Annotated in this window: 24 protein-coding genes; 11 read left to right on the forward strand and 13 right to left on the reverse strand. The window is 59.5% G+C overall.

What is annotated here, in order from left to right; genetic code table 11:
• Positions 1 to 5 precede the first annotated feature (5 nt).
• The 3 genes from AB4O01_RS28600 to AB4O01_RS28610 all read left to right on the forward strand — a co-directional run bounded on the left by AB4O01_RS28600 (position 6) and on the right by AB4O01_RS28610 (position 1,234).
• Positions 6 to 410 (forward strand): hypothetical protein, encoded by a 405-nt coding sequence (locus AB4O01_RS28600; RefSeq protein ID WP_099758376.1) that lies wholly within the window; start codon positions 6 to 8, stop codon positions 408 to 410.
• A 207-nt stretch (positions 411 to 617) separates the two neighbouring features.
• On the forward strand, positions 618 to 830 hold the full coding sequence (locus AB4O01_RS28605; protein WP_095050205.1) for a type II toxin-antitoxin system HicA family toxin: 213 nt from the start codon (positions 618 to 620) through the stop codon (positions 828 to 830).
• A complete protein-coding gene (locus tag AB4O01_RS28610; protein WP_186625199.1) occupies positions 830 to 1,234 on the forward strand; it encodes a type II toxin-antitoxin system HicB family antitoxin in 405 nt (134 codons plus the stop codon). Before AB4O01_RS28605 ends, AB4O01_RS28610 begins: the two co-directional genes overlap by 1 nt.
• Positions 1,235 to 1,303: 69 nt before the next feature.
• On the opposite strand, the gene AB4O01_RS28615 is transcribed toward AB4O01_RS28610, so the two are convergent.
• Entirely contained in the window at positions 1,304 to 2,491 is a 1,188-nt protein-coding gene (locus AB4O01_RS28615; protein WP_116256524.1) for an MFS transporter, read from the reverse strand.
• Positions 2,492 to 2,732: 241 nt separating this feature from the next.
• Here AB4O01_RS28615 and AB4O01_RS28620 point away from each other — a divergent pair, with 241 nt between their 5' ends.
• On the forward strand, positions 2,733 to 3,344 hold the full coding sequence (locus AB4O01_RS28620) for a hypothetical protein (protein WP_460090200.1): 612 nt from the start codon (positions 2,733 to 2,735) through the stop codon (positions 3,342 to 3,344).
• 239 nt (positions 3,345 to 3,583) lie between these two features.
• On the opposite strand, the gene AB4O01_RS28625 is transcribed toward AB4O01_RS28620, so the two are convergent.
• The 8 genes from AB4O01_RS28625 to gcl form a co-directional block, all read right to left on the reverse strand.
• Positions 3,584 to 4,582, reverse strand: a complete 999-nt coding sequence (locus tag AB4O01_RS28625) for a sulfate ABC transporter substrate-binding protein (RefSeq protein ID WP_034151535.1) — start codon at positions 4,580 to 4,582, stop codon at positions 3,584 to 3,586.
• Between the two features lie 104 nt (positions 4,583 to 4,686).
• The gene (locus AB4O01_RS28630) at positions 4,687 to 5,511 is read right to left on the reverse strand and encodes an ion transporter (protein ID WP_093439865.1); all 825 of its coding nucleotides are present in this window, start codon (positions 5,509 to 5,511) and stop codon (positions 4,687 to 4,689) included.
• Between the two features lie 21 nt (positions 5,512 to 5,532).
• Positions 5,533 to 6,447, reverse strand: a complete 915-nt coding sequence (locus tag AB4O01_RS28635) for an urea transporter (protein ID WP_460090201.1) — start codon at positions 6,445 to 6,447, stop codon at positions 5,533 to 5,535.
• Positions 6,448 to 6,583: 136 nt separating this feature from the next.
• The gene (gene pyk / locus AB4O01_RS28640) at positions 6,584 to 7,999 is read right to left on the reverse strand and encodes a pyruvate kinase (protein WP_460090203.1); all 1,416 of its coding nucleotides are present in this window, start codon (positions 7,997 to 7,999) and stop codon (positions 6,584 to 6,586) included.
• Positions 7,996 to 9,270: a glycerate kinase type-2 family protein gene (locus AB4O01_RS28645; RefSeq protein ID WP_460090204.1), complete on the reverse strand. Its 1,275-nt coding sequence runs from the start codon at positions 9,268 to 9,270 to the stop codon at positions 7,996 to 7,998. Before AB4O01_RS28645 ends, pyk begins: the two co-directional genes overlap by 4 nt.
• Before the next feature lie 160 nt (positions 9,271 to 9,430).
• Entirely contained in the window at positions 9,431 to 10,324 is an 894-nt protein-coding gene (locus AB4O01_RS28650) for a 2-hydroxy-3-oxopropionate reductase (protein ID WP_007919937.1), read from the reverse strand.
• Positions 10,325 to 10,480: 156 nt separating this feature from the next.
• The gene (gene hyi / locus AB4O01_RS28655) at positions 10,481 to 11,263 is read right to left on the reverse strand and encodes a hydroxypyruvate isomerase (RefSeq protein ID WP_460090205.1); all 783 of its coding nucleotides are present in this window, start codon (positions 11,261 to 11,263) and stop codon (positions 10,481 to 10,483) included.
• A 138-nt stretch (positions 11,264 to 11,401) separates the two neighbouring features.
• Positions 11,402 to 13,177: a glyoxylate carboligase gene (gene gcl, locus AB4O01_RS28660; RefSeq protein ID WP_460090206.1), complete on the reverse strand. Its 1,776-nt coding sequence runs from the start codon at positions 13,175 to 13,177 to the stop codon at positions 11,402 to 11,404.
• Between the two features lie 268 nt (positions 13,178 to 13,445).
• Here gcl and AB4O01_RS28665 point away from each other — a divergent pair, with 268 nt between their 5' ends.
• Entirely contained in the window at positions 13,446 to 13,886 is a 441-nt protein-coding gene (locus tag AB4O01_RS28665; protein ID WP_016987506.1) for a GlcG/HbpS family heme-binding protein, read from the forward strand.
• Positions 13,887 to 14,095: 209 nt separating this feature from the next.
• A complete protein-coding gene (locus AB4O01_RS28670; protein WP_460090207.1) occupies positions 14,096 to 14,554 on the forward strand; it encodes an REP-associated tyrosine transposase in 459 nt (152 codons plus the stop codon).
• Between the two features lie 112 nt (positions 14,555 to 14,666).
• Here the strand turns inward: AB4O01_RS28670 and AB4O01_RS28675 are convergent, their stop codons facing one another.
• A complete protein-coding gene (locus tag AB4O01_RS28675; protein WP_007919931.1) occupies positions 14,667 to 15,272 on the reverse strand; it encodes a TetR/AcrR family transcriptional regulator in 606 nt (201 codons plus the stop codon).
• A 135-nt stretch (positions 15,273 to 15,407) separates the two neighbouring features.
• On the opposite strand from AB4O01_RS28675, the gene AB4O01_RS28680 reads away from it, so the two are divergent.
• On the forward strand, positions 15,408 to 16,322 hold the full coding sequence (locus tag AB4O01_RS28680; protein ID WP_093439889.1) for a DUF808 domain-containing protein: 915 nt from the start codon (positions 15,408 to 15,410) through the stop codon (positions 16,320 to 16,322).
• Between the two features lie 181 nt (positions 16,323 to 16,503).
• Here the strand turns inward: AB4O01_RS28680 and AB4O01_RS28685 are convergent, their stop codons facing one another.
• A complete protein-coding gene (locus AB4O01_RS28685) occupies positions 16,504 to 17,292 on the reverse strand; it encodes an MlaA family lipoprotein (RefSeq protein ID WP_034151542.1) in 789 nt (262 codons plus the stop codon).
• Complete coding sequence (locus tag AB4O01_RS28690) at positions 17,285 to 18,583, reverse strand: hypothetical protein (protein WP_064117369.1); 1,299 nt, start codon at positions 18,581 to 18,583, stop codon at positions 17,285 to 17,287. The genes AB4O01_RS28685 and AB4O01_RS28690 overlap by 8 nt, the downstream gene beginning before the upstream one ends.
• A 224-nt stretch (positions 18,584 to 18,807) precedes the next feature.
• Between AB4O01_RS28690 and AB4O01_RS28695 the strand changes: the two genes are divergently transcribed.
• Positions 18,808 to 19,176: a hypothetical protein gene (locus AB4O01_RS28695; protein WP_257357719.1), complete on the forward strand. Its 369-nt coding sequence runs from the start codon at positions 18,808 to 18,810 to the stop codon at positions 19,174 to 19,176.
• A gap of 97 nt (positions 19,177 to 19,273) precedes the next feature.
• On the opposite strand, the gene AB4O01_RS28700 is transcribed toward AB4O01_RS28695, so the two are convergent.
• Positions 19,274 to 20,869 carry a glycoside hydrolase family 17 protein gene (locus tag AB4O01_RS28700; RefSeq protein ID WP_460090209.1) on the reverse strand — a complete coding sequence of 532 codons (1,596 nt, stop codon included), beginning with the start codon at positions 20,867 to 20,869 and terminating at the stop codon, positions 19,274 to 19,276.
• Between the two features lie 286 nt (positions 20,870 to 21,155).
• Between AB4O01_RS28700 and AB4O01_RS28705 the strand changes: the two genes are divergently transcribed.
• The 3 genes from AB4O01_RS28705 (at position 21,156) to AB4O01_RS28715 (ending at position 24,214) form a co-directional block, all read left to right on the forward strand.
• Positions 21,156 to 22,007 (forward strand): glycine betaine ABC transporter substrate-binding protein, encoded by an 852-nt coding sequence (locus tag AB4O01_RS28705; RefSeq protein WP_034151546.1) that lies wholly within the window; start codon positions 21,156 to 21,158, stop codon positions 22,005 to 22,007.
• 240 nt (positions 22,008 to 22,247) lie between these two features.
• On the forward strand, positions 22,248 to 22,559 hold the full coding sequence (locus AB4O01_RS28710) for a DUF485 domain-containing protein (protein ID WP_093439905.1): 312 nt from the start codon (positions 22,248 to 22,250) through the stop codon (positions 22,557 to 22,559).
• A complete protein-coding gene (locus AB4O01_RS28715; RefSeq protein ID WP_093439909.1) occupies positions 22,556 to 24,214 on the forward strand; it encodes a cation acetate symporter in 1,659 nt (552 codons plus the stop codon). Before AB4O01_RS28710 ends, AB4O01_RS28715 begins: the two co-directional genes overlap by 4 nt.
• Positions 24,215 to 24,252 lie beyond the last annotated feature (38 nt).

The following is a 24,252-nucleotide window of genomic DNA, read 5'->3' on the forward strand; positions in this document are numbered from 1 at the left end:
CCGCCATGCACACCATCGCCCGAATCACAGTCCTCACACTGGCCCTGGGCTTGAGTGCATGTGCGGTGCAACGCCCGGAACCGACCACCAGCCTGCCGCCGATCCCGCCTTCGCAACCGAGTCCGACCCCGTCGACCTCGCCGGCCCCAGGCAAAAGCATCCCGGCAAAACCGGCCAAACCCGTCCCGCGCACCTCGGCCAGCTTCGCACCGCCACCGGGCGGCAACAGCCACTGGGACCAGAAACTCGGCGTCTACGTCCTCGACGACCAGACCAACACTTTCTACCGCCAGCGCACCTACTACCGCTGGAACAACGGCTGGAGCCGCTCGGTCAGCCCCAATGGCCCGTGGGAAGACACCAACATCCACGGCGTGCCCCCGGGGTTGGGCAAGCAGTTTGGGCAGTAAATGAAAACGGCGATCTTTGGATCGCCGTTTTGCTGTGTGCCTGTAGGGTTCGCACAGAAATTGCTCAAGGAAGTGCTGCGCAAAGCTCAGGATCTAGCGTTTCAATCACACTCTGTAAAACAACCGGGCGTCGCTCTGTGGACTTTTGTGCTTGAGTAAAGATAACTCTAGGGTTATTTTTAATGGGCCGGGGCAAGGAGGCGATTGGTGCAAAGCAGGTTATTGATCAAGGAGCTGGAGGAGGCGGGTTGGACGCTGGACCGGATTACCGGCAGTCATCACATTTTCAGGCACCGTTACAACCCTTACACGATTCCCGTCCCTCACCCGAAAAAGGATTTGCCGTTGGGGACAGTCAAAAGCATCAGGAGACGTGCCGGGTTGTACAACCCGCCAGCCAGTTTCGAAGGAGATCCATAATGCAATATCCAATCTGTATCGAGTGGGGAGACGAGAACACTGCCATCGGTATTCAGATCCCCGATATTCCCGGCGCCGTTACAGCAGGGGATAGCTTTGAAGATGCCTACAACGCGGCGGTTGAAGTCGCCCACATCCTGCTGCAGGAGATTGCGGCGGACGGGGAGTCGATTCCTATGCCGACTTCGGCATCCGCTCATCGCAGTAATCCGGACTTTGCCGACATGGGTTGGGGCATGCTCGAGCTGGACATTTCGCCCTATCTCGGCAAGACCGAAAAGGTCAACGTGACGTTGCCTGGCTATGTAATTCAGCGCATCGATCGTTATGTGCGCGAACACAACGTCAAAAGCCGTTCCTCCTTTCTGGCGGATGCGGCGATGGAGAAACTGGTTCGTTACTAAGCTTCATCGCTCCCTCAGGCTAAATGAATAACCCGTGGGAGCGAGCCTGCTCGCGAAGCTTTTGCGACCTTACGCCGTTGCCAATGAACTGCGCTGCGAAGCACTCAAAAACCGCAACAACGCCAACAGCGGGAACGCACTTCCCACAATCACGATCCACAACCAGCCGCCATGCTCATACACCGCACTGGCCACCGACGAGCCGAAGGCGCCGCCGATGAAGATGCTGGTCATGTACAGCGCGTTCAGACGACCACGGCTTTTGGCGTCCAGCGAGTAGACCGCGCGCTGGCCGAGGACCATGTTCATCTGCACGCAAAAGTCGAGCACCACGCCGGTCACGGCCAGGCCGATGACGCTGTAGGCCGGATGGATGAAGGCGGGCAGGAAGCTCAGGCTGGCGAATATCATCGCCAGCAGCGAAGCGATGCGGGTGTGTCCGGCGTCGGCCAGGCGTCCGCTGATCGGCGCGGCGATGGCACCGATGGCGCCGACCAGGGCGAAGATCGCGATTTCGCTTTGCGACAAACCATGGTTGCGCGCCAGTTCCAGCGGTACCGCAGTCCAGAACAGGCTGAAGGTGGCGAACATGCAACCCTGATAAAACGCCCGTTGGCGCAACATCGGTTGTTGGCGCAGCAGGGTCCACAGCGAACCGATCAGTTGGCCATACGTGGCGCTGTGATCAGGCTGACGCTTTGGCACGGTCAGCGCCAGTACCACGCTGATCGCCGCCATCAGCGCGGCAGCAATCATGAACATCGCCCGCCAGCCGAGATGGTCAGCGACCACGCTCGACACCGGTCGGGCCAACAGAATACCCAGCAACAAGCCGCCCATGATCCCGCCGACCACACGACCGCGAGACTCTTCCGGCGCCAGATGCGCGGCCAGTGGAATCAGGATCTGCACCGACACCGAACTGAAGCCCACCAGCAACGAGATCAGCAGGAACACGTTCGGCTGATCGGTAAACGCCGCCGCCAACAGACTGGCAATCGCCACCACGGTGGTGGTGATCATCAAACGGCGGTTTTCCAGCAGATCGCCCAGCGGCACCAGAAAGAACAGGCCCAGCGCATAGCCAATCTGCGTCAGCGAGACGATGAAACTGGCCATGGTGTCGGAGAGGCCGATGTCCGGCGCGATCAGGCCGATGATCGGCTGCGCGTAGTAAATGTTGGCAACGATGGCGCCGCAGCAGAAGGCGAACAGCAGCACCATGCCTCGGGTCATTGCGTGAGTGGTGGTGGTCATAAGGTTTCTCGATCCAGCGAAAGAATGCGCTAAGGCTATGGGGCAAACCGGATGGGCAGAAGACGCCTTCGGTTGATATCAGTTATTCCGTTGCGCAATGACGGGGTGCTAGCAGCGTGTCATCCATCGGCGGACCTTGCGTCCGACCGTTGCGGGTCGATGATACATTCACTTACATCCTGTTCGATAGCGTGCTTATGTTTGTATTGGCTTGTTCAACATTCATGACCGGAGGATTGCAATGAAGCTTCGTCTTATCGCAACGATTGTCCTGACTAGCCTGCTCGGCGCGATGAGCGCACAGGCCGCCGACGCACCGGGGATGCGCATCGGTGTACGCGGCGAGATCACCGGGGTCAGCGCCGACAGCCTCAAAGTCCACGTCAACAGCGGCGAGAACGTGGTGATCCAGTTGACTGGTGACACCAAAGTTCGCGCGGTCACCCTGGCCAATATCGAGGACATCAAACCCGGCAGTTACATTGGTTCGGCGGCGATGCCTCAAGAGGATGGCACGCTCAAGGCACTGGAGGTGCATGTGTTTCCGCCGGAACTGGCGGGCAGCGGCGACGGCCATCGGCCGTTTGATCTGGCCAAGGGCAGCAGCATGACCAATGGCAGCGTCGGCGACCTGGTGGTGAGCAACGGGCGGGTGCTGACGGTTAACTACAAGGGCGGGCAGCAGAAGATTCTGGTGCCGGAGGATGTGCCGATCGTCAATCTGGTGCCCGGGGATCGGACTTTGCTGAAGGTGGGGGTGAAGATTGTTACGTTCGTCACGCAGGGTGCGGATGGCACGCTGACGGCGCAATCTATTTCTGCGGGGAAGGATGGGGTGACGCCGCCGATGTAGAAGCCCCTCACCCTAGCCCTCTCCCGGAGGGAGAGGGGACCGATTGGGGGATGTTGAAGGAATACGCCGACCTGAAACTGCGATGCCGAATCCATAATCGATAAGGTTTCTCAGGTCGATGTAACTCGCCAGACACCTCGGTCGGCCCCCTCTCCCACCGGGAGAGGGCTGGGGTGAGGGTAAAGCGTCCACAAAAAAGGCGACCTCTGAGAGTCGCCTTTTTCATCACGGCTTAAACCTTACTGCCCACTATAAATCTGATCGAAAACCCCACCATCATTGAAGTGAGTCTTCTGCACCGTACGCCAGTCACCAAAGGTCTTCTCCACCGAAAGGAAATCAACTTTCGGGAAGCGATCGGTGTACTTCGCCAGCACCGCCGGGTCACGTGGACGCAGGTAGTTTGCCGCAGCAATCTCCTGGCCTTCCGGCGACCACAGGTACTTCAGGTACTCATCCGCCGCCGCACGCGAGCCTTTCTTGTCGACCACTTTATCGACCACAGAAACCGGCGGCTCAGCCTCTGCCGAAACACTCGGGTAGATCACTTCAAACTGATCACGACCAAACTCGCGGGCAATCATTTCCGCTTCGTTTTCGAAGGTCACCAGCACGTCGCCGATCTGGTTGGTCATGAACGTGGTGGTCGCCGCACGGCCACCGGTGTCCAGCACCGGCGCCTGCTTGAACAGTTTGCCGACGAAGTCTTTGGCCTTGTTCTCGTCGCCACCGTTCTTCAGCACATAACCCCAGGCCGACAGGTAGGTGTAGCGGCCGTTACCCGAGGTTTTCGGGTTTGGCACGATCACTTGCACGCCGTCCTTGAGCAGATCCGGCCAGTCTTTGAGCGCTTTCGGGTTGCCTTTGCGGACGATGAACACCGTGGCCGAGGTGAACGGCGCGCTGTTGTTCGGCAGACGCGTGACCCAGTTTTCCGGGACCAGTTTGCCGTTGTCGGCGAGGGCGTTGATGTCGGTGGCCATGTTCATGGTGATGACGTCAGCCGGCAGGCCGTCGATCACCGAACGCGCTTGCTTGCTCGAGCCGCCGAAGGACATCTGCACGGTGATGTTTTCGTTGTGCTCGGCTTGCCAGTGTTTCTGGAACGCAGTGTTGTAGTCCTTGTAGAAATCGCGCATCACGTCGTAGGAAACGTTGAGCAGCGTCGGGGCTGCCTGAGCGATGTTGGCCAAGGCCAGGCCGGCGGCGAGAAGTGAGGCGCCAAAGAGTTTTTTCACTGCGCATTCCTTGTTTTATCGGTGTAGAAGCAGGGGGTGATGTTCAATTGCCACTGACTATAACGGCGCGCGCATAGTCGTTTAAAGATTAAAAAGCTCTTTGCTTATTCCAGTTTCTTGAACAGCGCATTGCCGCATCGCGAGCAAAACGCGGCGCCATGTTCATGGCTGTTTTTCTTGCACACCGGGCAATCGTGTTGCAGCTGTTCGCCGCGCATGGCGTTGGCCAGTTCGGCGGTGAAAATCCCGGTCGGCACGGCGATGATCGAGTAACCGGTGATCATCACCAGCGACGAAATCACCTGACCCAGCGGGGTCTTCGGCACGATGTCGCCGAAGCCCACGGTGGTCAGCGTGACGATCGCCCAATAGATGCCTTTGGGAATGCTGGTGAAGCCATGCTCGGGGCCTTCAATCACGTACATCAGGGTGCCGAACACCGTCACCAGGGTGCAGACGCTGACCAGAAACACCACGATCTTCTGCTTGCTGCCGCGTAGCGCCGACATCAGATAATTGGCTTGCTTGAGGTACGGGCTGAGCTTGAGCACGCGGAAAATCCGCAGCATGCGGATGATCCGGATAATCAGCAGGTACTGCGCATCGCTGTAATACAGGGCGAGGATGCCCGGCACGATCGCCAGCAGATCCACCAGCCCGTAAAAGCTGAAGGCGTAGCGCAACGGCTTGGGCGAGCAGTACAGACGCAGGATGTACTCGCCGAGAAAGATGATCGTGAAGCCCCACTCGATGTAGGCCAGCACGTCGGCATAGTTCTGGTGAATGCTGTCGATACTGTCGAGCATCACGATCACCAGACTGGCGAGGATGATCAACAGCAGGGTGCCGTCGAAGCGACGCCCGGCGAGGGTGTCGCTCTGGAAAATCATGACGTAAAGCCGTTCGCGCCAACTGTTGCTGCTGTCCATGGATAACGCCTGAATCGAAGATCAGCGCAGCCTAGGTTGATTCTCCCCGTGAGCGCAAGGCGCACGCTCGACGGTGGCTTTGCCGAGCATCTGAATCCCGGCGCGGATCAGCCAGCCGGCGAGGATAAACGGCGCGGTCAACGTGGCGAGGCCGACGGCCGCAAACAGCGGTGTAACCAGCAGCGCTAACACGATGCCGACTAGCGGCAGCCAGGGTTGTTGGCGTTGCGCGGAAAAGGCGAGGGCGGCGAGTACGGCGTTGTAGCTGCTGAGGCCTAACAGTGCAGCACTGGTTTCGTGGTGCAGCAGACTGGAGCCGAGGCCGATCGCCGACGCCAGCAGCGCCCAGCAGAATGCACGGCGATCAGCGATCAGCAAGCCGACGGCGATCAACGCGCCGGCCAGTGGATGACCGAGGAACATCACCTGACCCAAGCCGCGCAGTTCAGCGGCGAGCAGGTTCAGCGGGCTCATCTCGATGTGCGCCATCGGCGCCGACGGCTCGGCGAACAGCAGCAGGATCCAGCTCATGGCCACGAACGGCGAGGTGTAGGCTGGAATCGATCGGCTGCTGTACACATGTTTGAGCCATTGCTGCGTGGCCATCGCGCTTAGTCCACCGGCTGCAAGAATCAGCGGCGGCAGCAGCGGCGACCAAGGGAAATAAAGACTCAGCAATAGGCCGAGCAGCACACCGTTGTAGCTGAACAGTCCAGCCTGGCGATCAGCCTTGGCGTAGTTGCGCCGTTGCGCGGTGAGCAAACCGGCGACGGCACCGAGCAGCGCACCGGCGAACAGCACCGGTGCTGTCAGCAGGATCGCCAACAGGCACAGCAGGCCGCACAGCGGATGGCGCTGAAGGAATATCTGACTGAAACCGTTGAGCAAAGCCTCGGCCCAGTCGGGGCAGTGGGTGTTGAAATGATTGGCAGGCATGGCAGTTCATTCGGTACTGATCGTTCCCACGCTCTGCGTGGGAATGCCTCAAAGGACGCTCTGCGTCTGCTCTTGGGACGCAGAGCGTCCCGGGCCGCATTCCCACGCTGAGCGTGGGAACGATCATGGTGGGCGGTTAAATCAACGTTTCGATCCGCAGCGAGTTAGTCGACCCAGGCTGCCCGAACGGCACCCCCGCAGTGATCAGCAGCGTGTCGCCACGCTCGGCCATACCCTGCGCCTGGGCGATTTCCAGCGCGGTGGAGCAAACCTCATCGACCTGACGCAGGCGATCGTTGACCACCGAATGAATGCCCCACGCCACGCTCAAACGCCGTGCGGTCTGCAGGTTCGGCGTCAGGTTGAGGATCGGCGCTTTCGGCCGTTCCCGCGCTGCACGCAAACTCGACGCACCGGACTCGCTGTAGTTGACCAGCACCGCCACCGGCAGCACGTTGCTGATACGACGAATCGCGCAGCTGATCGCATCGGAAACGGTCGCTTCAGCTTTCGGCCGGCTGACGTCGAGCTGGGTCTGATAGTCCGGACCGCTTTCCACCTGGCGAATGATCTTGCTCATCATCTGCACCGCTTCGAGCGGGTATTCACCGGAGGCAGTTTCCGCCGACAGCATCACCGCATCGGCGCCTTCGGCCACGGCGTTGGCAACGTCAGTCACTTCGGCGCGGGTCGGGGCAGGGGAGAAGCGCATCGACTCAAGCATCTGCGTCGCCACCACCACCGGTTTGCCGAGTTCGCGGCAGGTGGTGATGATGTTCTTCTGAATCTGCGGCACGCTTTCGGCAGGTACTTCAACGCCGAGGTCGCCACGCGCCACCATGATCGCGTCGCTCAGTTCAGCGATTTCGCGCAGTTGCTCAACGGCCGAAGGCTTCTCGATTTTCGCCATCAAAAAGGCTTTGTCGCCGATCAGTGCACGGGCTTCGATGATGTCTTGCGGGCGTTGCACAAACGACAGCGCGACCCAGTCCACACCCAGTTCCAGACCGAAGCTCAAGTCACGACGATCCTTGGCAGTCAGTGGGCTGAGGTCGAGCACTGCTTGCGGCACGTTGACGCCTTTGCGATCCGACAACTCGCCGCCGTTGAGCACGGTGGTGTCGATCGCGTCAGCGTATTTGGTGACCACACGCAGACGCAGTTTGCCGTCGTCGAGCAGTAGATCCATGCCGGCTTCCAGCGCGGCAATGATCTCCGGATGCGGCAGATTCACCCGGCGCTCATCGCCCGGTGTCGCGTCCAGATCCAGACGGAACGCCTGACCACGATGCAACTGCACCTTGCCGTCGGCGAACTTGCCGACGCGCAGTTTCGGTCCCTGCAAGTCCATCAGAATGCCCAGTGGGTAGTTGAGCTGGCGCTCGACTTCGCGGATCCACTGATAGCGCTTGGCGTGGTCGGCGTGATCACCGTGGCTGAAGTTCAGGCGGAAGATGTTGACCCCGGCTTCGACCAGTTCACGGATGTCTTCGATGCCATCGACAGCAGGCCCGAGGGTGGCGAGGATTTTGACCTTTTTATCAGGCGTCATGATTTGCAGCTCTCAAGGATCAGAATGGCGCGGAAGTCGTTGACGTTGGTGCGGGTCGGCTCGGTGACGATCAGCGCATCGAGCGCCGCGAAATAGCCGTAGCCGTTGTTGTTATCCAGCTCGTCGCTGGCGCTCAGGCCAAGAGCGGCGGCGCGGGCGTAGCTGTCCGGGGTCATGATTGCGCCGGCGTTGTCTTCCGAGCCGTCGATGCCGTCGGTGTCACCGGCCAAGGCGTAAACCCCGGGCTGGCCTTTGAGGCTGTCGGTGAGGCTAAGGAGGAACTCGGCGTTGCGCCCGCCACGGCCATTGCCGCGCACGGTCACGGTGGTTTCGCCGCCGGAGAGAATCACGCACGGTGCCGCCAATGGCTGCCCGTGATGGATGATCTGGCGGGCGATACCGGCGTGGACCTTTGCCACTTCGCGCGATTCGCCTTCGAGGTCGCCGAGGATCAGCGTGCTGAAACCGGCCTGACGGCATTTCACCGCCGCAGCGTCCAGCGATTGCTGAGGGCGAGCGATCAACTGGAAGTGGCTGCGCGCGAGGCTTGGATCACCGGGTTTCACGGTTTCCGACTCAGGGCTTTGCAGCCAGGTGCGTACCGAAACCGGAATCTCGATGCCGTAGCGTTTGATGATCGCCAGCGCTTCGGCGGAGGTGCTTGGATCGGCCACGGTCGGGCCGGAAGCGATGACCGTGGCGAGGTCGCCCGGTACATCGGAAATCGCGTAGGTATAAACAGTGGCAGGCCAGCAGGCCTTGCCCAGACGCCCGCCCTTGATCGCCGAGAGGTGCTTGCGCACGCAGTTCATCTCGCCGATGGTTGCGCCGGATTTGAGCAGGGCTTTGTTGATCGACTGCTTGTCAGCGAGGGTGATGCCTGCGGCCGGCAGCGCCAGCAGGGCAGAGCCGCCACCAGAGAGCAGGAAGATCACGCGGTCGTCTTCGTTCAGGTTGCTGACCAGTTCGAGCACGCGTTTGGCCACGGCCAGACCGGCAGCGTCCGGCACCGGATGCGCGGCTTCGACCACTTCGATTTTTTCGCACGGGGCGCCGTGACCGTAACGGGTCACCACCAGGCCTGTGACTTCACCTTCCCAGCAGCGCTCGACTACTTGCGCCATGGCAGCAGCGGCTTTGCCGGCGCCGATGACGATCACCCGACCGCTGCGATCAGCAGGCAGATGGGCTTCGAGGACCTGGTTCGGATGGGCCGCGTCGATGGCTGTGGCAAACAGCTCGCGCAGCAGTTGTTGCGGATCGACCGACATGGCGGGCTCCCGGAATTCTTGTTATTCGAAAGGGCGGTAGAGATCCCTGTGGGAGCGAGCTTGCTCGCGAAAGCGGTGGATCAGTCAATATCCATGTCGACTGACACGCCCTCTTCGCGAGCAAGCTCGCTCCCACAGGTTTAAGCGGTGGGGCAGTGGCTTATTTGTTGTCGCGAATCGAGAAGTTGGCCATGTGCTCCAGACCCTTGATCAGCGCCGAGTGGTCCCAGTTGCTGCCACCGATGGCCGCGCAGGTGCTGAACACTTGCTGGGCGTTGGCGGTGTTCGGCAGGTTGATGTTCAGCTCTTTGGCGCCTTGCAGGGCCAGGTTCAGATCCTTCTGGTGCAGGCTGATGCGGAAGCCTGGGTCGAAGGTGCCTTTGATCATGCGCTCGCCGTGCACTTCAAGAATCTTCGAGGAGGCGAAACCGCCCATCAGTGCTTCACGCACCTTGGCTGGATCGGCACCGTTTTTCGAAGCGAACAGCAGGGCTTCAGCGACGGCCTGAATGTTCAGGGCGACGATGATCTGGTTGGCGACTTTGGCGGTCTGACCGTCGCCATTGCCACCGACCAGAGTGATGTTCTTGCCCATGGCCTGGAACAGCGGCAGCGCGCGTTCGAAGGCATCGGCGTCGCCACCGATCATGATGCTCAGAGTCGCGGCTTTGGCGCCGACTTCACCACCGGACACCGGTGCGTCGAGGTACTGCGCGCCTTTCTCGTTGATCTTGGCGGCGAACGCCTTGGTCGCGGTCGGCGAGATCGAGCTCATGTCGATGACGATTTTGCCTTTGCTCAGGCCGGCGGCAACGCCGTCGGCGCGGAACAGTACGTCGTCGACCTGCGGGGTATCCGGGACCATGACGATGATGAATTCAGCTTCCTGCGCGACTTCGCGCGGGTTGGCCAGGGCAACGGCGCCAGCGGCTACCAGGTCGGCCGGGGCGGCGTCGTGGTGCGCCGACAGGAACAGGCTGTGACCGGCTTTCTGCAGGTTCGAAGCCATTGGGTGGCCCATGATGCCGGTGCCGATAAATCCGATTTTAGCCATGAGAAAATCCTCTTGTTTTTGTCTTGCTCAAGCAAATAGGGGGAAGCTGTTGCCTTTATGTAGGAGTGAGCCTGCTCGCGATTCAGGCGCTGAGGTACATCAGGTGTACCGAGGTGAATTCATCGCGAGCAGGCTCACTCCTACAGGGGATCTGCGTCAGATTGCGTTATGGGTTTTCAGCCAGCCGAGGCCTGCTTCGGTAGTGGTCAGCGGCTTGTACTCGCAACCCACCCACCCCTGATAACCGATGCGATCGAGGTGTTCGAACAGGAAGCTGTAGTTGATTTCACCGGTGCCTGGTTCGTTGCGCCCCGGGTTGTCCGCGAGCTGCACATGGTTGATCTCGCCCAGGTGCGATTGCAGGGTGCGGGCCAGATCGCCTTCCATGATTTGCATGTGATAGATGTCGTATTGCAGGAACAGATTGGCGCTGCCGACCTGCTCGCGAATCGACAGGGCTTGCGCTGTGTTGTTCAGGTAGAAACCCGGAATGTCGCGGGTGTTGATCGCTTCCATCACCAGTTTGATGCCCGCTGCCTGCAGCTTGTCGGCGGCGTATTTCAGGTTGGCGACGAAGGTCTTTTCCACGGTGGCATCGTCAACGCCTTGCGGACGAATACCGGCCAGGCAGTTGACCTGGGTGTTGCCCAGCACTTGCGCGTAGGCAATCGCCAGATCGACCCCGGCGCGGAATTCTTCGACCCGATCCGGCAGGCACGCGATACCGCGCTCGCCCTTGGCCCAGTCACCGGCCGGCAGGTTGAACAGCACTTGGGTCAGACCGTTGGCGTCGAGCCTGGCTTTGATTTCAGCGGAGCTGAAGTCGTACGGGAACAGGTATTCGACACCGCTGAAACCAGCCTTGGCGGCGGCGTCGAAACGGGCAAGGAAATCCTGTTCGGTGAACAGCATGGACAGGTTGGCTGCGAAACGCGGCATGGTGGTCTCCCGTTCTAGATTCTCGTTCCCACGCTCTGCGTGGGAATGCCTCAATGGACGCTCTGCGTCCGCTTTGGGACGCAGAGCGTCCCGGGCTGCGTTCCCACGCAGAGCGTGGGAACGATCAGCGGTCAGCAGTTAATCAAGCAGCGAAATCGCCGTTGGCGCATCGTTGCCGACCAGCGCCAGGTCTTCGAATTCGTTGACGGCGTTGATCTCGGTGCCCATGGAGATGTTGGTCACACGCTCCAGAATGATCTCGACGATCACCGGCACCTTGAACTCTTCGATCATCTGTTCGGCCTTGCGCAGGGCAGGGGCGATTTCCGACGGTTCGAATACACGCAGCGCTTTACAGCCGAGGCCTTCAGCCACTGCGACGTGGTCAACACCGTAACCGTTGAGTTCCGGCGCGTTCAGGTTATCGAAGGACAGCTGCACGCAGTAGTCCATTTCGAACCCGCGCTGGGCCTGACGGATCAGACCCAGGTACGAGTTGTTCACCACGACGTGGATGTACGGCAGTTTGAACTGAGCGCCGACCGCCAGTTCTTCGATCATGAACTGGAAGTCATAGTCCCCCGACAGGGCCACGACTTTCCGGCTCGGATCGGCCTTCACCACGCCCAGCGCTGCCGGAATGGTCCAGCCCAACGGGCCGGCCTGGCCACAGTTGATCCAGTGACGCGGCTTGTAGACGTGCAGGAACTGCGCGCCGGCAATCTGCGACAGACCAATGGTGCTGACGTAGCAGGTGTCCTTGCCGAACACCTGGTTCATTTCTTCGTAAACGCGCTGCGGCTTGACCGGCACGTTGTCGAAGTGGGTCTTGCGATGCAGGCTGGCTTTACGCTGCTGGCAGTCTTGCAGCCAGGCACTGCGGTTTTTCAGCTTGCCGGCGGCTTGCCACTCACGCGCCACTTCGATGAGCACGGTCAGTGCTGCAGCGGCGTCGGAAACGATGCCCAGATCCGGCGTGAACACGCGGCCGATCTGCGTGCCTTCGATGTCGACGTGAATGAACTTGCGACCTTCGGTGTAAACGTCAACCGAACCGGTGTGACGGTTGGCCCAACGGTTACCGATCCCCAACACCACGTCGGATTTCAGCATGGTCGCGTTGCCGTAACGGTGCGAAGTCTGCAGGCCAACCATGCCCACCATCAGTGGGTGGTCGTCCGGGATAGTGCCCCAGCCCATCAGGGTTGGGATCACCGGGATGCCGGTCAGTTCAGCGAACTCAACCAGCAGATCGCTGGCGTCGGCGTTGATGATGCCGCCGCCGGCCACCAGCAATGGACGCTCAGCCTGATCCAGCAAAGCCAAAGCCTTCTCGACCTGAACGCGGGTCGCAGTCGGTTTGGCCAGCGGTAGCGGCTGGTAGGCGTCGATGTCGAATTCGATCTCGGCCATCTGCACGTCGAACGGCAGGTCGATCAGCACGGGGCCAGGACGGCCGGAGCGCATTTCAAAGAACGCTTTCTGGAACGCGTAAGGCACCTGGCCCGGTTCCAGAACAGTGGTCGCCCACTTGGTGACTGGCTTGACGATGCTGGTGATGTCGACAGCCTGGAAGTCTTCCTTGTGCATACGGGCGCGGGGTGCCTGGCCGGTAATGCAGAGGATTGGAATCGAGTCGGCCGAGGCGCTGTAGAGCCCGGTGACCATGTCGGTACCGGCAGGGCCGGAAGTACCGATGCACACGCCGATGTTGCCGGCCTTGGTGCGGGTGTAGCCCTCGGCCATGTGCGAGGCGCCTTCAACGTGGCGAGCAAGGACGTGATCGATGCCACCGACCTTCTGCAAGGCGGAGTACAGCGGGTTGATGGCAGCGCCCGGGATGCCAAAAGCGGTATCAACCCCTTCACGGCGCATCACCAGAACGGCGGCTTCGATTGCTCTCATTTTGCTCATGGTTTTGTGCCTCTTTACGTTTTGTAATTGTATACAAGTGGCTTTGCGCAGAGTGTATTCACGGCGGACGGCGCAGGTCAATCCATTTTCTCAAGCGCCTGTTTCATTCGTCGGAAGCCTTTCTGACTGTGGCTTTTCGTCGCATGTGGCGCTTTTCGAGAATTATTGTATACAAAAAAATAATTCATTGTGTTCTATTTGTTGCATCGACCTGCGGCAGAAAACCGCAGGCCCACGACTTTCCCTATAACAAAATGAGGACGGCACCATGAGCGCTTTAACCTTGAAAGTCGCAGTCAACCTGGTCAACGAAGCCATCAACGCAGGGCGCGGCATCAATGCCGCGCCGCTGACCATCGCGGTACTCGATACCGGCGGTCACCTGATCACCCTGCAACGCGAAGACGGCGCCAGCCTGCTACGCCCGAACATCGCCATCGGCAAAGCCTGGGGCGCCATCGCGCTGGGCAAAGGCTCACGCCTGCTGGCACTCGACGCGCAACAACGCCCGGCGTTTATTGCCGCACTCAACAGCATGGGCCAAGGCAGCGTCGTGCCGGCACCGGGTGGTGTGTTGATTCGGGATCAGGCGGGGAATGTGCTGGGCGCGATCGGGATTAGCGGGGATTTGTCGGATATTGATGAGCAGGTGGCGATCAGGGCGGTGGAGGCGTTGGAGTTGAGGGCGGATGCGGGGGTGGCTGCTTGATCTTTAGCGTCTGAACTGAAGTCTTCGCGAGCAAGCTCGCTCCCACAGGTTTGTGTTCTGTCACATAAAGTGTGAACACCTCAAATCCCCTGTGGGAGCGAGCTTGCTCGCGAAGGCGATTCAACGGACACATCTGGCTAACAGTCTTGACGCTTCCTCCCCGTGTACAGATCTAACCTTTCAGGTCATCTCTTGAAAGGGGCAAAGGAATGCCGAAACTGTCCGCTTCACATCGCTTGCGCTTTGGTCGTTACGACGAGCCCAACCGAATTTATCTGCTGACTGCCAATACCCTATATCGCGAACCTGTTTTCCACGATTTTGCGTTGGGCAGGTTGGTCGTTGACCAATTTCGACGCGCCCAAGAGCAGGGCTTTGCCGACTCTTTGGCGTGGGTAGTTATGCCTGACCACTTTCATTGGTTGATCGATTTGAAGCGAGGTTCCTTGAGTGAACTGATGCAACGGACCAAATCCTTGAGCGCGCGGGCTGTGAATATGGCTGCGGATAGAAAAGGCAGTTTGTGGCAGCAGGGATTTCATGACCGTGCGCTGAGGCGGGAAGACGATTTGGTGAAAATGGCGCGTTATGTCGTGGCCAACCCATTGCGGGCAGGTTTAGTGCAGAAGTTTGGCGACTATCCCCTGTGGGATGCGATGTGGGTCTGACAGGCTAACCGAGTCGCTCCATTCGCGAGCAAGCTCGCTCCCACATTGGATCTGTGGCGTTCACGAATCCCTGTGGGAGCGAGCTTGCTCGCGAAGCAGTCGCCGCGGTCTATCAGTCCGGCTCACACCCCTTCAACACCAGCCGGATAATCGTTTGCGCCGCCGCTTCATAATCCGCCTCGTCCAGCTTGTCCTTGCCGGTCACCGCAGAAATCTGCCAGTCGAAGTCGGCGTAGGTCTGGGTCGCGGCCCAGATGCTGAACATCAGGTGATTAGGGTCGATCGGGGCAATTTGCCCGCGGTCGATCCAGCTCTGGATGCAATCGATGTTGTGCTTGGCCTGGCCGTTGAGTTGCTCGACCAGGTCGGCGCTCAGGTGTGGGGCGCCGTGCATGATTTCGCTGGCGAATACTTTCGAGGCGAAGGGCAGGTCGCGGGAGATGCGGATTTTCGAGCGGATGTAGCCGCTCAGCACTTCGCTCGGTACGCCGTCCGGATTGAACGGGGTCGAGGCCTGCAAAATCGGCACGATGATGCTTTCCAGAACCTCGCGGTAGAGGTTCTCCTTGGACTTGAAGTAGTAGTAGACATTGGGCTTGGGCAATCCCGCCTTGGCGGCGATGTCGCTGGTTTTGGTCGCAGCGAAGCCCTTGTCGGCAAACTCCTCACTGGCGGCACGCAGGATCAGTTCTTTGTTGCGCTCGCGGATTGTGCTCATAAACCCGGTGGTTCCTTGCCTGTTCTGGCGGTTGCGCATGGTAGCACCGGCCTCGCGCGGCGCTCAAGAATGCCCCGTGTGGTCTGTGGTCGCGTTATGCTTCGCACCATTCATACATAAAAGGAAACAGGATTCATGGCAGGAAGCAGTTTGCTGGTGCTGGTCGACGATATTGCCACTGTGCTGGATGACGTGGCGTTGATGAGCAAAATGGCCGCCAAGAAGACCGCCGGCGTACTCGGCGATGATCTGGCGCTCAACGCCCAGCAGGTCTCCGGCGTACGTGCCGAACGGGAAATCCCCGTGGTCTGGGCCGTGGCCAAGGGTTCTTTCGTCAACAAACTGATTCTAGTGCCATCGGCGCTGGCGATCAGTGCGTTCGTGCCGTGGCTGGTGACGCCATTGTTGATGGTCGGCGGTGCGTATCTGTGCTTTGAGGGTTTTGAGAAGCTTGCGCACAAGTTTCTGCACAGCAAGGCTGAAGACGAGGTCGAACATGCGCAACTGACTGAGGCGGTAGCCGATCCGGCGACCGATCTGGTGGCCTACGAGAAAGACAAGATCAAAGGCGCGATCCGCACTGACTTTATCCTCTCCGCAGAAATCATCGCGATCACCCTGGGCACCGTGGCTACTGCTTCGCTGACTCAGCAAGTGATCGTCATGTCCGGTATCGCGATTGTGATGACGGTGGGCGTTTATGGACTGGTGGCGGGCATCGTCAAACTCGACGACCTCGGCTTGTGGCTGACGCAAAAGCCTGGGCAGTTGGCGAAGAAAATCGGCAGCGCCATTCTCAGTGCCGCGCCGTACATGATGAAAACCCTGTCGGTGGTCGGCACGGCGGCGATGTTCCTGGTCGGCGGCGGCATCCTCACCCATGGCGTGCCGGTCGTGCATGACTGGATTGAAGGCGTTGGCGCCGCGGCGGGGAGTGCCGGGTTTGCGGTGCCGATGTTGCTCAATGGTGTGGCGGGGATCATCGCTGGTGCTGTGGTGTTGGCGGTGGTTTCCGTTGTCGGCAAAATCTGGAAAGCCGTGAAGGGCTAACCAGCGACACAAAACAAATGTGGGAGCGAGCTTGCTCGCGAAAGCGGAGTATCAGTCGACTTAAATGTTGACTGGACTACCGCATTCGCGAGCAAGCTCGCTCCCACATTGGATTCAGCTGATGCCATGAAAAAGGGCCATTCGACTCGCATCGAATGGCCCTTTTTTGTGCCTGCCGTTTTTACTCGGCGATCTGCAACTTACGCGCTTCGGTATACACGTAACGCACCTTCTCGTACTCGAACGGCGAGTTCATCTGGCCGTAGCGGAAGCTGGTCTGGTAGCGCTTGTCGACCGCGCGCAGGGCCCAGATTTCCGGGTGGTTGGAGCTGACTTCCGAGACGTTGAGGAAGTTGATCGCTGATTCGGCGGTGTAATCCACAGCAAGACCGGCGGTGTCGCGGATGTTCGACGGGCCGAGGATTGGCAACACGAAGTAGGCGCCGCCCGGTACACCGTAGAAGCCCAGGGTCTGGCCGAAGTCTTCGCTCTGGCGCGGCAGGCCCATGGCGGTCGCTGGGTCCCAAAGGCCGGCAATGCCGATGGTGGTGTTGAGCAGCAGGCGCGCGGTGGTTTCCATCGAGCGCTGGCCTTTGAACTGCAACAGGCTGTTGACCAGGTTCGGCACGTCACCGAGGTTGTTGAAGAAGTTGCTTACCCCGGTACGCACAAAACTCGGCGTGATGTAGCGATAGCCATCGACCACCGGCAGGAACACCCATTGGTCGAAGCGGTAGTTGAAGTGGTAAACCCGACGGTTCCACGACTCCAGCGGGTCGTAGACGTTCAGCGCGTTGAGCGTCGAGCGCTCGAATTCGCGCTGATCCAGCCCCGGGTTGAACTTGAGTTTGGACAGCGGCTCTTTGAAGCCGTCGCTGTCGACGACGACCGGCGCGTTGGCTTTACTGTTGTCGGCCTGGGCCACGCCTGCGCAGAGGAGCGCTGCCATCAGCAGGAGATATTTAGCCACGGAAGAACTCCAGCATGGCGTCGCTGTTGACGCGGTAGTTAAGGTTGCCGCAATGGCCGCCCAGTGGATAAACGGTCAGACGATCACCGAACGTTTTACGCAGGAAACCGAGATCGCCCGGGCCGAGGATCACGTCGTCGGCGTTGTGCATCACGGCGATTTTCGGGCTGTCGTGCAGGTAATCCTTGAGTGCATACAGGCTGACCTGATCGATCAGTTGCAGCAGGCTGCCGCCGTCAGTGCGCGCACGCCACATCGGGATCACCTGATCGGTCAGATAGCAGTCGAAGTCGCACTGCAGCGCACGCTTGAGGAACGGCGTGAGGCTGGTGCCTTCGGTGATCGGGAACTTCGGCGGGGTGATCAGGCCGCGACGGTTGATCAGATCCGAGGTGAAGGCAATGTCGGCCGCCGAGAAGCGGAACGAGGTGCCGATCAGCATCGCCATCTGTTCGTTGGTCAGGTGCTGCTTGGACTGCTGGAAGTCGTAGAGCAGTGCATCGTTGAGGTCGATGTAGCCTTTCTGCTGGAAGTAGCGGGTCAACTTCGACAGCACCAGTTCATAGAACGTGGTGCTGTTGTTGATGCCTTTCACCTCGGTTTGCACCAACTTGTCGAGGTTGGTCACCGAGGTGTAGAGGTTGACCGGCGGATTGAGCAGCAGGACTTTCTTGAAGTTGAAGCTGCGGCGCGTCTCGTCCAGATGCGCGACGAAGGCGGCATCAAGGGCGCCGAGGCTGTAACCGGTCAGGTAGTACTCGGTCACCGGCAGTTTCGGGTTCTGCGCGCGCACGGCCTGCATCACTCGATACATGTCCTCGGCGTCTTCCTTGGTCACGCCCGGGGTCGCGAAGCGCGAGGCGGCGCTGATGAAGTCGAAACTGGTCGGCGACGACAATTGCACGACGTGGTAGCCGGCCTTGTAGTAGAGCTTTTTCAGGTATTCGTTGAGGGTGCTGTCATAACGCGCGCCGGTGCCGGCGATCAGGAAGATCAGCGGTGCCGGTTTGTCCTGGGTGGCGATGCGATAGGTGAGTTTTTTCACCGCCCAGAAGTTATCCGGCAGGATGAACTCTCGCTCCGGGCGCAACGTCAGGCTGCGGTCCGACTGATTGATGTCGTCGTCCAGCGGCAATTCCGGGCGCAAGTCCGGCGGCGTCGTGGCGATGGTCGCCTCGAACGGGTTGGTCAGGGGGTAGCCATAACTGGCGGCATCGATATCCACCGCCAGTGCGGACGCACTCAAAATAAGGCCGCTGAACAGCGCGGCGAAGCGCAAGGAACGGAGCATGACTAGATCCCTTAGAGGAAGGTGCCGAATGAAGTTCGCAGGCTATGACCACCGGGGTTGCGCCAAAGTGCCATGCTGCGGCACCAAACAGGCAGAATTCGGAGTAATAGTAGCTGGACGATACACTTTGCACGCCCTGAATGAACAGTTAACAGTTGTTAGTTCTTGCACACGGCTGGCGGCAGATTAAGCTGGCCGCCGATTTCCAAAGATTGGAGTGTTTCATGTCCCGCCGTTTGCCCGTGATTTTGCTGCTCATTCTGTTGCCGTTGTGGCTGGCCGCCAGTTATGGCGCGCGTTATGGCTTTATGGAAGACGGAAAGTGGGTGGGCATCTGCGTGGATGAGGCCAGTCGCTGGGAATGTCAGGTGCGCTCGAACCTTGGGTTGATGATTCACTTCAAGGTGCTGGGCTGGACGGCGTTGGGTGCGGCGTTGATCGGTTTTGTCTTGCCGGGGCGGGCAGGGTGGTGGCTGGCGGTGCTGGCGCTGGTGTTTGGGGCGCCGGCGCTGGCGTTGTACAACACCACGTTGGCGGTGTTTGCGCTGGTGATTGCCGGGTTGCGTCTGGTCCGGGAGTCCCGCAGCGCCTGACAGTCAGTCTTCGCGAGCAAGCTCGCTCCCACATTTGGAATGCATTCTCCTGTGGGAGCGAGCTTGCTCGCGAAGAGGTCTTTAGCCTCGCTGAAAATCAGACCTTGCGAACGCGAAGGCAGCGCCACAAAGCAGCCACCATCAACACACTCACCAACGCCCAACCCCACGCCTGCTGATTCTGCAGGCCTTCCTGATACAACTGCGGCGCAATCCCCGCGCCGACAATAAACGTCAGCAGGGCAATTTCCCGACGCGGCACGCTCACCGGCCGGCACAGATAAACCAGCGCCGGCAGCACGAACGCCATGCTCGCAAAGCTGCGATAACGCGGATCGAAGACCATCTCCAGCATCATTACTGCTGCGGCAAAACCTGCCGCTGCGACCAGCCAGCCCGCGCGGCGCTCCAATAGATTGAACGCCCGCTCACGCCAGCCGGCACGCGCGCTCAGCGTCAGCGCAGCGTGCGCCAACACCAACAGGTTCAAAGCGGTCAGCAAGCCGACCCACAACCACTCACTGGCAAACCGCGTGGTTACCCGTGCCAGATCACCCCAGGCGCCAATCGAGCAAGCGGCGAGGGCGCCCAGCAGCGGCAACACCAACGCCGAGCGCGTAGTGCGGACGCGACCGCCAAGGATCAGCGTGCCAAGAAAAATCAAACCACCGACCGCCAGCCATTCCTTCCAATAGGGGACGTTGGTCACCGGCCCGGCCAGCACGCCCTTGTCGTGACGGTCGGCATCGAACAAGCCCCAATAGCCACCGACTGCGCCTTCACTGCCGCGCTTCCACGGCTGGTCGAAGGCTTCGATCAGGTTGTAATGCCAGCCTTCCTTCTCGGCCATCGCGACAAAACCACGAATGAATTTGGCCTCATTGACCCGACTCGGCAGGGCGGTTTCGCGCTGACGGCCTTCGCTCGGCCAGCCGGTTTCGCCGATCATCACGTCTTTCGGTGCGAATTTATTACCGAACACCTGGCGCACATCCGCCACATGCTGCAGGGCGACGTCGATGTTCGACGGATCATCTTCCCAGTACGGCAGTAAATGAATAGTCAGAAAGTCCACCGCTGGCGCGACTTCAGGATGCTTGAGCCAGAACTCCCAGACATCGGCGTAAGTGACCGGTTGCTTGACCTGACTTTTGACCTTGTTGATCAATCGGGCCAGTTGCGCGCCGGTGACTTCCTTGCGCAGCAGCGCCTCGTTGCCGACGATCACTGCACTGACCACATCCGCGTTGGCGTTGGCCGATTTGATCAGCAGGTCGACTTCCTTTTCGGTGTCCACCGGGTTGCTGTTGACCCACGCGCCGATCATCAATTTCAAGCCGTGTTTGCGCGCCATATCCGGCAGCGCCTCAAGGCCTGTCATCGAGTAAGTGCGTATGCACTCAAAGCGTGTCGCCAGCAATGCGAGGTCGGCGTCCATGCGCTCCGGGCGCAGTTTGAACGGCACGTCGAACGGCGATTGGTCTTTATCGAACGGGGTGTAGGAGGCGCACTGCAATTTATGCGTCGGGGTCGCGGCGTCGGGCAGGATCACCGGTTGGCCGAGGCCGTACCAGAAGCCGCCGAGGGCAAACAGCCCCAGCAGGCAGGCGAAGAGATAAGGCAGAAAAGGGAAGCGGGAAGTCGCGGACATGGTCAGGCCGAGTGGCTGCAAAGCGACGCATGTTACCTGCATTTATAGAGGGGTTGGTGGCCCGCATGATTTTGACATGCAAAGTTCGGGCGGATTATTTGGCGTCATTTATATAGCCGCGATTAATGGCCTTCTGATGTCGTTTCTCGTTGCCTTGAGGTCGCTGACAGAGCAGGTCGCTGCGGGCGTCAGGTTGATGATCGAAAGCGTCAGTACTCCGCTGACGACGAACGAGTTTGCGGTCAGGCGTGATGGGGGCGCCGTGCACCATAACAATACGTTGACGCCGCCCGTCATCCGTCGGGCGCAGCATTTCGGGGAAGTAACGATGAAGATGCGACGACTTTTAGGCGCAAGTGCTGCTTTGGTGCTTGCGATGAGTTCCACTTTCGCCAGCGCAGAAAAACAGACCCTGAACATCGGTTACGTTGACGGCTGGTCCGACAGCGTTGCGACCACCCACGTAGCGGCCGAAGTGATCAAGCAGAAACTCGGCTACGACGTGAAACTGCAAGCCGTCGCCACCGGGATCATGTGGCAGGGCGTAGCCACCGGCAAACTCGACGCCATGCTCTCGGCCTGGCTGCCCGTGACCCACGGCGAATACTGGACGAAAAACAAGGATCTGGTCGTCGATTACGGCCCGAACTTCAAGGATGCGAAAATCGGCCTGATCGTGCCGGAGTATGTAAAAGCCAAGTCGATCGAAGACCTGAAAACCGACGACACCTTCAAAAACCGTATCGTCGGCATCGATGCCGGGTCAGGCGTAATGCTCAAGACTGATCAGGCGATCAAGGATTACGGTCTCGACAAATACAGCCTCAAAGCCAGTTCCGGCGCCGGCATGATTGCCGAGCTGACCCGTGCCGAGAAGAAAAACGAATCCATCGCCGTCACGGGTTGGGTGCCGCACTGGATGTTCGCCAAGTGGAAACTGCGCTTCCTCGACGACCCGAAAGGCGTGTATGGCGCAGCTGAAACCGTGAACAGCATCGGCAGCAAAGAGCTGGCAACCAAAGCGCCGGAAGTGGCCAAGTTCCTGAAGAACTTCCAGTGGGCGTCGAAAGACGAAATCGGCGAAGTCATGCTGGCGATTCAGGACGGTGCCAAACCTGAAGCCGCGGCCAAGGATTGGGTGGCCAAACACCCGGATCGCGTGGCTGACTGGACCAAATAACCGCCACACCGCCTAACCCTGTGGGAGCGAGCCTGCTCGCGAATGCGATCTGTCAGTTGATGCAAATATCGACTGATCCGACGCCTTCGCGAGCAAGCTCGCTCCCACAGTTGTTTTGTGTGTACCGGAAATTGGCAAAAGTGTCATGGCGTTCTACTACTAAGGTCGTCTGTTACCGCGCTCGCAGCCGCATACATTAGCTATGTTCCAACAATAATCTGTGCTGCGAGGATAAAAACAATGAACGACAGCATTTACCTCTCGATTCAAAACAGTCCCCGATTCAAGGAGCTGGTTCAGAAAAGGGAACGATTCGCCTGGATTCTCTCGGCAATCATGCTCGGGCTGTACTCCGCATTCATTCTGTTGATCGCTTACGGGCCGCAAGTGCTCGGGGCGAAACTCAGTCCTGAATCTTCGATTACCTGGGGCATTCCGATCGGTGTCGGTCTGATTGTCTCGGCCTTCGTCCTGACCGGTATCTATGTGCGCCGCGCCAATGGCGAGTTTGACGACCTGAACAATGCGATTCTCAAGGAGGCTCAGCAATGATCCGGCGTCTACTGGCTCTTCTGAGCATCTCGGCGTTCGCGCCTGCGGTCTGGGCCGCTGACGCCCTGACCGGTGAAGTTCACAAACAACCGCTCAATGTCGCGGCGATTGCCATGTTCGTGGTGTTCGTCGGTGCGACCCTGTGCATCACTTACTGGGCGTCCAAGCGTAACAAGTCGGCTGCCGACTACTACGCGGCGGGCGGCAAAATCACCGGTTTCCAGAACGGTCTGGCGATTGCCGGTGACTACATGTCCGCGGCTTCCTTCCTGGGGATTTCCGCGCTGGTGTTCACCTCCGGCTACGATGGCCTGATCTACTCGATCGGCTTCCTGGTGGGCTGGCCGATCATTCTGTTCCTGATCGCCGAGCGTCTGCGTAACCTGGGGAAATACACCTTTGCCGACGTGGCGTCCTACCGCCTCGGGCAAACCCAGATCCGCACGCTATCGGCCTGCGGCTCGCTGGTGGTGGTGGCGTTCTACCTGATCGCGCAAATGGTTGGTGCCGGCAAGCTGATCCAGCTGCTGTTCGGTCTCGACTACTACGTGGCGGTGATTCTGGTCGGTATCCTGATGTGCATGTACGTGCTGTTCGGCGGCATGCTGGCGACCACCTGGGTGCAGATCATCAAGGCGGTGCTGCTGCTGTCCGGTGCCTCGTTCATGGCGCTGATGGTGATGAAGCACGTCAACTTCGACTTCAACATGCTGTTCTCCGAGGCGATCAAGGTTCACCCGAAAGGTGAGGCGATCATGAGCCCGGGCGGTTTGGTGAAAGATCCGGTATCGGCGTTCTCCCTCGGCCTGGCACTGATGTTCGGTACCGCTGGCCTGCCGCACATTCTGATGCGTTTCTTCACCGTGAGTGACGCCAAAGAAGCGCGTAAGAGCGTGCTCTACGCCACTGGCTTCATTGGTTACTTCTACATCCTGACGTTCATCATCGGCTTCGGCGCGATCCTGCTGGTCAGCACCAACCCGGCCTTCAAAGATGCGGCGGGCGCTCTGCTCGGCGGCAATAACATGGCGGCGGTGCACCTGGCTGACGCGGTGGGCGGCAGTATTTTCCTGGGCTTTATCTCGGCTGTAGCGTTTGCGACCATTCTGGCGGTAGTGGCGGGTCTGACCCTGGCCGGTGCTTCGGCGGTCTCTCACGATCTGTATGCCAGCGTGATCAAGAAGGGCAAGGCTAACGACAAGGATGAGATTCGCGTTTCGAAGATCACCACGGTTGCGCTGGGTATTCTGGCTATTGGCTTGGGTATCTTGTTCGAAAGCCAGAACATTGCGTTCATGGTGGGCTTGGCGTTCTCGATCGCTGCCAGCTGTAACTTCCCGGTGCTGTTGCTTTCGATGTACTGGAAGAAGCTGACCACTCGGGGCGCGATGATTGGTGGCTGGTTGGGTCTGGTGAGTGCGGTGGGCTTGATGATCCTTGGCCCGACCATCTGGGTGCAGATTCTGCATCATGAGAAGGCAATCTTCCCTTACGAGTATCCGGCGTTGTTTTCGATGATCATTGCTTTTGTCGGGATCTGGTTCTTCTCGATTACTGACAAGTCGACGGCTGCGGATAACGAGCGGGCGCTGTTCTTCCCGCAGTTTGTGCGTTCGCAGACTGGGTTGGGGGCGAGTGGGGCGGTTTCGCATTGATGGTTTGATGGTTTTGTAATGTTGTGCTGAATGCCCCG

This window comes from Pseudomonas sp. S2_E02 (assembly GCF_054668355.1).

What these genes read in the sequence shown, in the direction of transcription:
- AB4O01_RS28600 (WP_099758376.1), top strand. Translation starts at nt 6, where the DNA reads ATGCACACCATCGCCCGAATCACAGTCCTCACACTGGCCCTGGGCTTG.
- AB4O01_RS28610 (WP_186625199.1), top strand. Translation starts at nt 830, where the DNA reads ATGCAATATCCAATCTGTATCGAGTGGGGAGACGAGAACACTGCCATC.
- AB4O01_RS28615 (WP_116256524.1), bottom strand. Translation starts at nt 2,491, where the DNA reads ATGACCACCACCACTCACGCAATGACCCGAGGCATGGTGCTGCTGTTC.
- AB4O01_RS28620 (WP_460090200.1), top strand. Translation starts at nt 2,733, where the DNA reads ATGAAGCTTCGTCTTATCGCAACGATTGTCCTGACTAGCCTGCTCGGC.
- AB4O01_RS28630 (WP_093439865.1), bottom strand. Translation starts at nt 5,511, where the DNA reads ATGGACAGCAGCAACAGTTGGCGCGAACGGCTTTACGTCATGATTTTC.
- AB4O01_RS28635 (WP_460090201.1), bottom strand. Translation starts at nt 6,447, where the DNA reads ATGCCTGCCAATCATTTCAACACCCACTGCCCCGACTGGGCCGAGGCT.
- pyk (WP_460090203.1), bottom strand. Translation starts at nt 7,999, where the DNA reads ATGACGCCTGATAAAAAGGTCAAAATCCTCGCCACCCTCGGGCCTGCT.
- AB4O01_RS28645 (WP_460090204.1), bottom strand. Translation starts at nt 9,270, where the DNA reads ATGTCGGTCGATCCGCAACAACTGCTGCGCGAGCTGTTTGCCACAGCC.
- AB4O01_RS28650 (WP_007919937.1), bottom strand. Translation starts at nt 10,324, where the DNA reads ATGGCTAAAATCGGATTTATCGGCACCGGCATCATGGGCCACCCAATG.
- hyi (WP_460090205.1), bottom strand. Translation starts at nt 11,263, where the DNA reads ATGCCGCGTTTCGCAGCCAACCTGTCCATGCTGTTCACCGAACAGGAT.
- gcl (WP_460090206.1), bottom strand. Translation starts at nt 13,177, where the DNA reads ATGAGCAAAATGAGAGCAATCGAAGCCGCCGTTCTGGTGATGCGCCGT.
- AB4O01_RS28665 (WP_016987506.1), top strand. Translation starts at nt 13,446, where the DNA reads ATGAGCGCTTTAACCTTGAAAGTCGCAGTCAACCTGGTCAACGAAGCC.
- AB4O01_RS28670 (WP_460090207.1), top strand. Translation starts at nt 14,096, where the DNA reads ATGCCGAAACTGTCCGCTTCACATCGCTTGCGCTTTGGTCGTTACGAC.
- AB4O01_RS28675 (WP_007919931.1), bottom strand. Translation starts at nt 15,272, where the DNA reads ATGAGCACAATCCGCGAGCGCAACAAAGAACTGATCCTGCGTGCCGCC.
- AB4O01_RS28680 (WP_093439889.1), top strand. Translation starts at nt 15,408, where the DNA reads ATGGCAGGAAGCAGTTTGCTGGTGCTGGTCGACGATATTGCCACTGTG.
- AB4O01_RS28690 (WP_064117369.1), bottom strand. Translation starts at nt 18,583, where the DNA reads ATGCTCCGTTCCTTGCGCTTCGCCGCGCTGTTCAGCGGCCTTATTTTG.
- AB4O01_RS28695 (WP_257357719.1), top strand. Translation starts at nt 18,808, where the DNA reads ATGTCCCGCCGTTTGCCCGTGATTTTGCTGCTCATTCTGTTGCCGTTG.
- AB4O01_RS28700 (WP_460090209.1), bottom strand. Translation starts at nt 20,869, where the DNA reads ATGCAGGTAACATGCGTCGCTTTGCAGCCACTCGGCCTGACCATGTCC.
- AB4O01_RS28705 (WP_034151546.1), top strand. Translation starts at nt 21,156, where the DNA reads ATGAAGATGCGACGACTTTTAGGCGCAAGTGCTGCTTTGGTGCTTGCG.
- AB4O01_RS28710 (WP_093439905.1), top strand. Translation starts at nt 22,248, where the DNA reads ATGAACGACAGCATTTACCTCTCGATTCAAAACAGTCCCCGATTCAAG.
- AB4O01_RS28715 (WP_093439909.1), top strand. Translation starts at nt 22,556, where the DNA reads ATGATCCGGCGTCTACTGGCTCTTCTGAGCATCTCGGCGTTCGCGCCT.